The 1,387-nt window shown below is 63.4% G+C and carries 2 protein-coding genes; both read right to left on the reverse strand.

Annotated features, from left to right (window positions below):
* Window positions 1-194: DUF1275 family protein (locus tag ACF1AK_RS36325; protein WP_391503081.1), on the reverse strand; the 194-nt coding region annotated here is incomplete at its 3' end.
* Window positions 195-208: 14 nt separating this feature from the next.
* The coding region (locus ACF1AK_RS36330; RefSeq protein ID WP_391503082.1) for a Rieske (2Fe-2S) protein at window positions 209-1,387 on the reverse strand (1,179 nt) is incomplete at its 5' end.

Genomic DNA, 1,387 nt, shown 5'->3' on the forward strand with positions numbered 1-1,387 from the left:
ACGATGATTCCGCCAGCAACTCTCGCGGTCGACCACACCCCGTCGGCAAATGCGACGCTCGCCTGCGTCATGTTGCCGCTCATGAACGAAACGAAAGGCCCACCGAGCGTGATGAATCCGAGCGCGTCGACGTAACCGGCCAACCCGGCGAGCGCTGTCGCCAGGCCGATCAGCGACCTGCTGTATCCCGTCACCCGACGAGCTCGGTTCAGCTCAGCTTGCTGGTGCGCAGCTCGTGGCCCTTGGACGTCTTGCAGCGGCCGGTCTCGAGATCCCACTGCCAGCCGTGCAGATCGCAGGTGAGGTTGGTGCCGTCGACGACACCGAACTTCGACAGGTCCGCCTTGAGGTGGGGGCAACGACGCTGAATCTCGTACCCGCCCAACTCGATAGACGCGCTGTCGTCGTGGGCCTCGGCGAACCAGCCGTCGGCGTACGCGATGCGCTCGTCGGTGAGGCACTTGAAGAACGTGTAGAGGAATTCGTTGTACCCACCGATGCGCCACGCCGTGAAGCGTGTCGACAGGAAGATGGTGTTGACCCAGTCGGGCTCGTCGTCACGCAGAACGGTGCGAACCAGTTCGGGAGCGATGCGGAAGCCGTAGCGGAACTTACCTTCTCCGTCGATGGGCTCACGAACGATCCGCTTCGGGAAGTCGAGGACGACCGTCTCCTCTCCCATCACGAGTCCGACGGGGTAGCCGATTCCGTCGCAGATCAGATCGGACTGAGCCATGATCGGCTCGAACTTGGCCTTGAGACCGTCGAGCAGCGGCTCGCCTTCGGCCGGAGCCCACGTGGCCTTCTGCGCGGCGATAACCGGTGCCATCTTCTGCGCCATCTTCTCGATGTACTCGGCCTTGTTGGAGAAGATCTTGTCGACGTCTGCGTCCGGGATGGGATGCGTCAGCGCGACCTTCTCGCTTCCGCGAAGTTCGACGGCCGAGCCGGGGATCATCAGCAGACCACGATCGTTGCCGTTGATGCGCATCTGCTCGAGGAACGTGATCTGGTCGGGGAAGATGTTTCCCTCGTCGCCGTGATCGTCGTTGAGGTAACGCAGGTCGTCGTCGAGGAAGACCGGCGGGCCGGCCGACGGGACAACCCAGGCAGCGTCGACCTGGGAGATGTAGTTGCGGCAGCGGTCCATGCCGCGCTGACGCTTCTGCTTGCCGAAGTTGCGCTTGGTGCCCTTCGGGATGTCGTAGACCATCGGGTACCAGATCGCGCCCGAGTACTGCAGCAGATGGATGTCGACCTTCCCGAAGGCGTCGGTCAGCGGGTCCAGATCGACGGGCCTGGCGTCGTTCATGTTGAAACAGGTGGTTTCCCCGTCCGAGACGACGAGGCCCGAGTCACCGATCGGACCGTCCGCGGGAGCGCGTAG

Origin of the sequence: Kitasatospora sp. NPDC015120 (genome assembly GCF_043080305.1) — a bacterium.
Classification (GTDB): domain Bacteria; phylum Actinomycetota; class Actinomycetes; order Streptomycetales; family Streptomycetaceae; genus Kitasatospora.